General features: G+C 69.9%; 6 protein-coding genes. 5 read left to right on the top strand and 1 reads right to left on the bottom strand.

Annotation, left to right across the window (positions count from 1 at the left end; genetic code table 11):
• Positions 1-770 (bottom strand): homocysteine S-methyltransferase family protein (locus ACFV0Q_RS35390; RefSeq protein ID WP_385011197.1); only part of this gene is annotated, 770 nt, incomplete at its 3' end.
• A 251-nt stretch (positions 771-1,021) separates the two neighbouring features.
• Here ACFV0Q_RS35390 and ACFV0Q_RS35385 point away from each other — a divergent pair.
• The 5 genes from ACFV0Q_RS35385 (at position 1,022) to ACFV0Q_RS35365 (ending at position 7,299) form a co-directional block, all read left to right on the top strand.
• A complete protein-coding gene (locus ACFV0Q_RS35385; RefSeq protein ID WP_385011195.1) occupies positions 1,022-1,789 on the top strand; it encodes an IclR family transcriptional regulator in 768 nt (255 codons plus the stop codon).
• A 326-nt stretch (positions 1,790-2,115) separates the two neighbouring features.
• The gene (locus tag ACFV0Q_RS35380; protein ID WP_385011193.1) at positions 2,116-2,898 is read left to right on the top strand and encodes an MIP/aquaporin family protein; all 783 of its coding nucleotides are present in this window, start codon (positions 2,116-2,118) and stop codon (positions 2,896-2,898) included.
• Positions 2,899-2,976: 78 nt separating this feature from the next.
• Positions 2,977-4,503, top strand: a complete 1,527-nt coding sequence (gene glpK / locus ACFV0Q_RS35375) for a glycerol kinase GlpK (protein WP_385011191.1) — start codon at positions 2,977-2,979, stop codon at positions 4,501-4,503.
• A 41-nt stretch (positions 4,504-4,544) separates the two neighbouring features.
• Entirely contained in the window at positions 4,545-6,152 is a 1,608-nt protein-coding gene (locus ACFV0Q_RS35370) for an FAD-dependent oxidoreductase (protein WP_385011189.1), read from the top strand.
• Positions 6,153-6,279: 127 nt separating this feature from the next.
• The gene (locus ACFV0Q_RS35365) at positions 6,280-7,299 is read left to right on the top strand and encodes a PAC2 family protein (protein WP_385011187.1); all 1,020 of its coding nucleotides are present in this window, start codon (positions 6,280-6,282) and stop codon (positions 7,297-7,299) included.
• Positions 7,300-7,498: the final 199 nt, after the last annotated feature.

The following is a 7,498-nucleotide window of genomic DNA, read 5'->3' as shown; positions in this document are numbered from 1 at the left end:
ATCCGGGCGTTGCGCGCCAGGTAGCGCAGGTGCTCGCTCATCTCCGCCGGACCCGTCGCGCAGTTCAGGCCGATCATGTCGATGCCCAACGGCTCCAGCGCCGTCAAAGCCGCGCCGATCTCCGAACCCAGCAGCATCGTGCCGGTGGTCTCGACCGTCACCGAGCAGATCAGGGGCACGCTGACGCCCAGGGCCTCCATCGCGCGGCGGGCGCCGATGATCGAGGACTTCGTCTGGAGCAGGTCCTGGGTCGTCTCCACCAGGAGGGCGTCCGCGCCGCCGGAGATCAGGCCCTCGGCGTTGATCTGATAGGCGTCACGGATCTGCGCGTACGTGATGTGGCCCAGCGTGGGCAGCTTCGTACCCGGGCCGATCGAGCCCAGTACCCAGCGCTGCTGCCCGGTCGACGCCGTGAACTCGTCCGCGACCTCGCGGGCGATCCGGGCACCCGCCTCGGACAGCTCGAAGTTCCGTTCGGGAATGTCGTACTCGGCCAGCGCGGCGAAGTTCGCGCCGAAGGTATTCGTCTCGACGCAGTCCACGCCCACCGCGTAGTACGCCTCGTGGACCGACCGCACGATGTCCGGACGGGTGACGTTCAGGACCTCGTTGCAGCCTTCCAGCTGCTGGAAGTCCTCCATCGTCGGGTCCTGCGCCTGGAGCATGGTCCCCATGGCTCCGTCGGCGACGACCACACGGGTCGCGAGCGCCTCTCGGAGGGCATCGGCCCGGGTCTGGGTGTCTGCGGGCGGGTTCGGCAACGAGGCCATGGGTGAGCTCCCTGGGATGCGACGGCTGTCGGCTTTACACCCCCTCTGTGTCAAGGGTGCACGCGGTCAGGGTAACCGCGCGGCACCGGCCCCGGTGAGGCCGTCCCACGTGGCGGACTGCATTCTGTGCGCGGGGACCTCACCCTCGGGAGCGCGGCGCGCGCCGCACCGGAAACGCCCGACCATGCACAAGGTCGACATCGACCGATAGTGTTCAGCATTGTCGAACTACGTCAGCAGGAGGCTGCGCGATGGCACGGAACATCCAGTCGCTCGAACGAGCCGCTGCGATGCTGCGGCTCCTGGCGGGCGGGGAACGCCGGCTGGGTCTCTCGGACGTGGCGTCCTCCCTGGGCCTGGCCAAGGGCACGGCGCACGGGATCCTGCGCACCCTGCAGGCCGAGGGTTTCGTGGAACAGGACCCGGCTTCGGGCCGCTATCAGCTGGGCGCCGAGCTGCTGCGGCTGGGCAACAGCTACCTGGACGTGCACGAGCTGCGCGCCCGGGCCCTGGTGTGGACGGACGATCTGGCGCGGGCGAGCGGCGAGAGCGTGTACGTGGGCGTCCTGCACAAGAGCGGGGTGCTGATCATGCACCACGTGTTCCGGCCGGACGACAGCCGTCAAGTGCTGGAGGTCGGGGCCATGCAGCCGCTGCACTCCACGGCCCTGGGCAAGGTCCTGGCGGCGTACGACCCCGTGGCGCACACCCAGGCCGTGGAGGTGGAGCGGGAGGCGTTCACGCCCCGTACGGTCACGGACGCGGCGGGTTTCGAGGAGGTCCTGGACCTCACGCGGGCGCGCGGCTGGGCGGCCGACGTCGAGGAGACGTGGGAGGGCATCGCCTCGGTGGCGGCGCCGATCCACGACCGGCGCCGGATGCCGGTGGGCGCGGTGGCCGTGGCGGGTGCCGTGGAGCGGGTCTGCGGGTCGTCCGGGGAGCCGCTGGCGTCGCTGGTGGCCTCCGTACGGGACTGCGCGCGGTCGGTTTCGCGCGACCTCGGGGCAGGCCGGTTCTGAGCTTGACCTGATCGATCTGATCCACCCAGTGGCTGCTTCGCGCGCCATTTGGGTGGATTTTGGCTTTTATCGACGGCTCATTGGCTTGATTTGGCCGATCCTCCCGACTGGTAACGATCCGGTTCTTTGACCTGGTCAACCCTTGACGCGTTCTTCACCCAGGCGGAAAACTGCCGTTCATCGGTCGGCATTGTCGAACACCTACCGGCAATACGCGTTAGGGTATGGCGAGGCCAAGGACCGGTGCAGCACTCACCGAGTGCGGTGGACCACCGGAGGGACCCGGTGTCCGCCCACCCCCTGGACGTAAGACAAAGGAGTCGCGGGTGTCCAGCTCCGACATCTTCATCGGCGAGACCATCGGTACCGCCCTGCTCACACTGCTCGGCGGTGGCGTCTGCGCCGCCGTCACGCTCAAGAGCTCCAAGGCCCGCAACGCGGGCTGGCTCGCGATCACCTTCGGCTGGGGTTTCGCCGTACTGATCGCCGCGTACGTCTCCGCTCCGCTCTCCGGCGCGCACCTCAACCCGGCGGTCACCGTCGGCCTCGCCATAAAGTCCGGCGAGTGGGGCGACGTGCCCGTCTACTTCGCGGGCCAGCTGCTCGGCGCCATGCTGGGCGCCGTGCTGATGTGGATCACGTACTACGGCCAGTTCCGGGTGCACCTGTCCGACCCGGAGCACATCCGCGACGCCAAGCTCGGTCCTGAGGACCCGCACCCGCACGACACGGCCGGCCCGGTGCTCGGAATCTTCTCCACGGGCCCCGAGATCCGTAATGTCGTGCAGAACCTCGCGACCGAGATCATCGGCACCGCCGTCCTGGTCCTGGCCATCCTGACCCAGGGCCTCCAGGACGACGGCAAGGGGCTCGGTGTCATCGGCGTCCTGATCACCTCGTTCGTGGTCGTCGGCATCGGCCTCTCGCTGGGCGGTCCGACCGGCTACGCCATCAACCCGGTGCGCGACCTCGGTCCGCGCATCGTGCACGCCCTGCTCCCGCTGCCCAACAAGGGCGGTTCGGACTGGGGGTACTCCTGGATCCCGGTCGTCGGCCCGCTCGTCGGTGCCGTCGTTGCCGGTGGTCTGTACAACATCGCGTTCGCCTGATCAGCACCGGAAAGATCGCAAGATCCGTACCGCCCTCCTGATTCCGCCGACTCACCAGACCTGCCAGGAGCAGACACCATGACCACCAGCACCGGCCCCTTCATCGCCGCGATCGACCAGGGCACCACCTCCTCCCGCTGCATCGTCTTCGACCGCGACGGGCGCATCGTCGCCGTCGACCAGAAGGAGCACGAGCAGATCTTCCCGAAGCCGGGCTGGGTCGAGCACGACGCCACCGAGATCTGGACCAACGTCCAGGAGGTCGTCGCCGGCGCCATCGCCAAGGCCGAGATCACCGCCGCCGACGTCAAGGCGGTCGGCATCACCAACCAGCGCGAGACCACGCTCCTGTGGGACAAGAACACCGGCGAGCCGGTGCACAACGCGCTGGTCTGGCAGGACACCCGCACCGACGCCCTGTGCAAGGAGCTCGGCCGCAACGTCGGCCAGGACCGCTTCCGCCGCGAGACCGGCCTGCCGCTGGCGAGCTACTTCGCCGGCCCGAAGGTCCGCTGGCTGCTCGACAACGTCGAGGGCCTGCGCGAGCGCGCCGAGGCCGGCGACATCCTCTTCGGCACCATGGACTCGTGGGTCATCTGGAACCTCACGGGCGGCGCCCAGGGCGGCGTGCACGTCACCGACGTCACCAACGCCTCGCGCACCATGCTGATGAACCTGCACACCCTGGCCTGGGACGAGAAGATCGCCGAGTCCATGGGCGTCCCGCTCAACGTCCTCCCAGAGATCAAGTCCTCCGCCGAGGTCTACGGCCACGTCAAGGACGGCGTCCTCGCCGGCGTCCCGGTCGCCTCGGCGCTCGGCGACCAGCAGGCCGCCCTCTTCGGCCAGACCTGCTTCGCCGAGGGCGAGGCGAAGTCCACGTACGGCACCGGCACGTTCATGCTCATGAACACCGGCGACAAGATCATCAACTCCTACAGCGGCCTGCTGACCACCGTCGGCTACCAGATCGGCGACCAGAAGCCGGTCTACGCGCTGGAGGGCTCCATCGCCGTCACCGGCTCGCTCGTCCAGTGGATGCGCGACCAGATGGGCATGATCAAGACCGCGGCCGAGATCGAGACGCTCGCGCTCTCGGTCGAGGACAACGGCGGCGCCTACTTCGTGCCGGCCTTCTCCGGCCTGTTCGCCCCGTACTGGCGCTCCGACGCCCGCGGTGTGATCGCCGGCCTCACCCGGTACGTCACCAAGGCGCACATCGCCCGTGCCGTCCTGGAGGCCACCGCCTGGCAGACCCGCGAGATCACCGACGCCATGACCAAGGACTCGGGCGTCGAGCTCGCGGCCCTCAAGGTCGACGGCGGCATGACCTCCAACAACCTGCTGATGCAGACGCTCTCCGACTTCGTGGACGCCCCCGTGGTCCGTCCCATGGTCGCGGAGACCACCTGCCTCGGCGCCGCCTACGCCGCCGGCCTGGCCGTCGGCTTCTGGCCCGACACCGACGCCCTGCGCGCCAACTGGCGCCGCGCGGCGGAGTGGACCCCGCGGATGCCCGCCGAGCAGCGGGACCGCGAGTACAAGAGCTGGCTCAAGGCCGTGGAGCGGTCCATGGGCTGGGTCGACGACGAAGACGCCAGCTGACCGCACTCAGCTGAGTCAATCGACGAGGAGCTAAGAGAGATATGAGCATCCCGCAGAGCGTGACCGCACTGGGCACGCACCCGACCGCCGGTTCGAACCCGAGCCGCGCCGAGACCCGTGAGCAGCTGGCGAAGGCCACGTACGACCTGCTGGTCATCGGTGGTGGAATCCTGGGCACCTCGGTGGCCTGGCACGCCGCGCAGTCGGGTCTGCGGGTTGCCATGGTGGACGCCGGCGACTTCGCCGGCGCCACCTCCTCCGCCTCCTCCAAGCTCGTCCACGGCGGTCTGCGCTACCTGCAGACCGGCGCGGTCAAGCTGGTCGCCGAGAACCACCACGAGCGCCGGGTGCTGGCCAAGGACGTGGCCCCGCACCTGGTCAACCCGCTGACCTTCTACCTGCCCGTGTACAAGGGCGGTCCGGTCGGCGCGGCGAAGCTGGGCGCGGGCGTGTTCGCGTACTCGGCGCTCTCGGCCTTCGGTGACGGCATAGGCAAGGTCATCTCGCCGGCCCGCGCCGTCGCCGACAACCCGGGTCTGAAGACGGACAACCTGAAGGCCGTCGCCGTCTACTACGACCACCAGATGAACGACTCCCGCGTCGCCGTCATGACGGTCCGCGCGGCCGTCGAGTCGGGCGCGGTCGTCCTGAACCACGCCGAGGTCACCGGTCTGCGCATGACGCGCGGCCGGGTCACCGGTGCCGAGCTCAAGGACCGTCTCGACGGAACCGAGTTCGGGGTCGACGCGCGCGTCGTGCTCAACGCCACCGGCCCGTGGGTGGACCACCTGCGGCGCATGGAAGACAAGCACTCGATGCCGTCGATCCGCCTTTCCAAGGGCGCGCACATCGTCATGAAGCGCAAGTCGCCGTGGAAGGCCGCCATGGCCACCCCGATCGACAAGTACCGCATCACCTTCGCCCTGCCGTGGGAGGACCAGCTGCTGCTGGGCACCACCGACGAGATGTACGAGGGCGACCCGGCGGACGTGCGCGCCACCGAGTCCGACATCCAGCAGATCCTCGACGAGGCGGCCTTCTCGGTGAAGGACGCCGACCTGGACCGCTCCCTGATGACGTACGCCTTCGCGGGCCTGCGGGTGCTGCCCGGCGGCCCCGGCGGCGTCGAGAAGGCCAAGCGCGAGACGGTGGTCTCCGAGGGCGCGGGCGGCATGCTGTCGGTGGCCGGCGGCAAGTGGACCACGTACCGGCACATCGGCCGCGTGGTCATGGACAAGCTGTCCAAGCTCCCCGGCAGCCCGCTGACCGAGGACATGGAGCCGGTGAAGTCGCTCGTGCGCCGCGTCCCGCTGCCCGGTGTCGCCAACCCGAACGCGGTCGCGCACCGGCTGCTCGTGGACCGCGAGCCCGGTACGCGCATGGACCCGCTGACGGCCCGTCACCTGGCCTCGCACTACGGCTCGCTGGCCTTCGACATCGCGCGCCTGGCGAACGAGGACGCGTCGCTGGCCGAGCGGATCCACCCGGACGGTCCCGAGATCTGGGCGCAGGTCGCGTACGCCCGTGACAACGAGTGGGCCGAGACGGTCGACGACGTGCTGCGCCGCCGTACGACGGTGACGGTCCGCGGCCTGGACGACGAGGCCGTACGGGCCCGCGTCGAGGAGATGCTGAGCCGCAAGGCATAGCTCTCCCGCAGGTGGGGAAGAGGGGCGGTTCCGAGGGGAACCGCCCCTCTGTCGTGGGCTGTGGCCCGTGCCTCATCAAGGCTTAGGCTGACCCACGTACGCAAGGGAACTTCGGAAGGAGACCTGGGTGATCGAGCTTGAGGGCATGCCCGAGCTGATCGACCCGGTCATGGTGGCCGCGTTCGAGGGCTGGAACGACGCGGGTGACGCCGCCTCCGGTGCGGTGGCGCACCTGGACCGGGAGTGGAAGGGCGAGGTCTTCGCGGCTCTGGACGCCGAGGACTACTACGACTTCCAGGTCAACCGGCCGACGGTGTGGCTGGACAACGGGGTAAGGAAGATCACCTGGCCCACGACGCGACTGTCGGTGGTCCGGATCGGCGGCGCGAAGCCGCGTGACCTGGTACTGGTGCGGGGCATCGAGCCGTCCATGCGGTGGAGGTCGTTCTGCGAGGAGATCCTCGGCTTCGCGGTGGAGCTGGGCGTGGAGATGGTGGTCATCCTGGGCGCCCTGCTCGGGGACACCCCGCACACCCGGCCGGTGCCCGTGAGCGGCGTGACCTCGGACGCGGATCTCGCGCGGACGATGGACTTGGAGGAGACGAAGTACGAGGGTCCGACCGGGATCGTGGGCGTCCTGCAGGAGGCCTGCACCCATGCCGGGATGCCGGCCGTGTCGCTGTGGGCGGCGGTGCCGCACTACGTGTCGCAGCCGCCGAACCCGAAGGCGACGCTGGCGCTGCTGAACCGGCTGGAGGACCTGATCGACATCAGGATCCCGCTGGGCGAACTGCCGGAGGACGCGCGGGCGTGGCAGCTGGGGGTGGACCAACTGGCCGCGGAGGACAGTGAGGTCGCGGAGTACGTCCAGACGCTGGAGGAGGCGCGGGACACGGCCGATCTGCCGGAGGCGTCCGGGGACGCCATCGCGCGGGAGTTCGAGCGGTACCTGCGGCGGCGGGATCCTTCCGCCGGGGCGGAGCCGGGGGACGGGTCGTACCTGCGGGACACGTCCGGGGGGCTGACGAAGCCGCCGAAGCGGAGGCTGGATGTCGCCGGGGAGGAGTCCGCGCCGCCTGCGGAGCCGGAGCCGCCGGCCGAACCGGAGGAACCCGGGGGCGACGCCCCCGAGACCCCGGAGCCGTAACCGGGCCGGGCGGGCGGGCCGGGGTCACGCCGCTGCGCGGAGCGGTCCCCTACCGATCCCCCAGACTCCGTCCGGGGGGGGACCCCCAGCCACCGTTCCCCGCCTCAATCGCCGGCGCGGCTGAAAGACCCGGGCGCGGGTCACTACACGGCGCACCCCGCCCGCGCCTCAAACACCGGGGAGTTATACACAGCTGACG

This window comes from Streptomyces sp. NPDC059564 (genome assembly GCF_042735575.1).
Classification (GTDB): Bacteria; Actinomycetota; Actinomycetes; order Streptomycetales; family Streptomycetaceae; genus Streptomyces.
The sequence above is the reverse complement of the archived record's forward strand: the minus strand, read 5'-3'. Positions and strand labels throughout refer to the sequence as shown.